Consider the following 376-nt stretch of genomic DNA (forward strand, 5'->3'; position numbering starts at 1 on the left):
CTCACCGTCGTCAACCTCATCGCACAGGGTGCGACCAACCGCGACGTCGCTACCGAGCTGCACCTCTCCCCCCACACCGTGAAATCCCACGTGCACAACGCGTTTGTCAAGCTAGGCATCACCTCTCGCGCCCAATTGACCCGACTCATCCGCGGCGCCGATTGATCGGCAGCAAATCTGGTGGATGACGTGTACGGCCTACAATGACGTGCACTGCAATGGCAGTCCGGTAACTAAACGCCAGACAGGACACCCGATGGGGCCTCCAACCGGCCTATTTGACGCGGGCGGCCAACGCTTGGTCACTCCGCCGATTCGGGGGCGGGCGGACGAGCTGAAACTGATCGGCGCGCTGGTTACCGCGGTGGCCCAGGGG

Annotated in this window: 1 protein-coding gene; it reads left to right on the top strand. The window is 63.3% G+C overall.

From position 1 onward, the window contains the following. The coding region (locus ACZYVJ_RS25750) for a response regulator transcription factor (protein WP_463834075.1) at positions 1–165 on the top strand (165 nt) is incomplete at its 5' end. Positions 166–376 lie beyond the last annotated feature (211 nt).

This window comes from Mycobacterium sp. IDUB_3 (genome assembly GCF_055419585.1).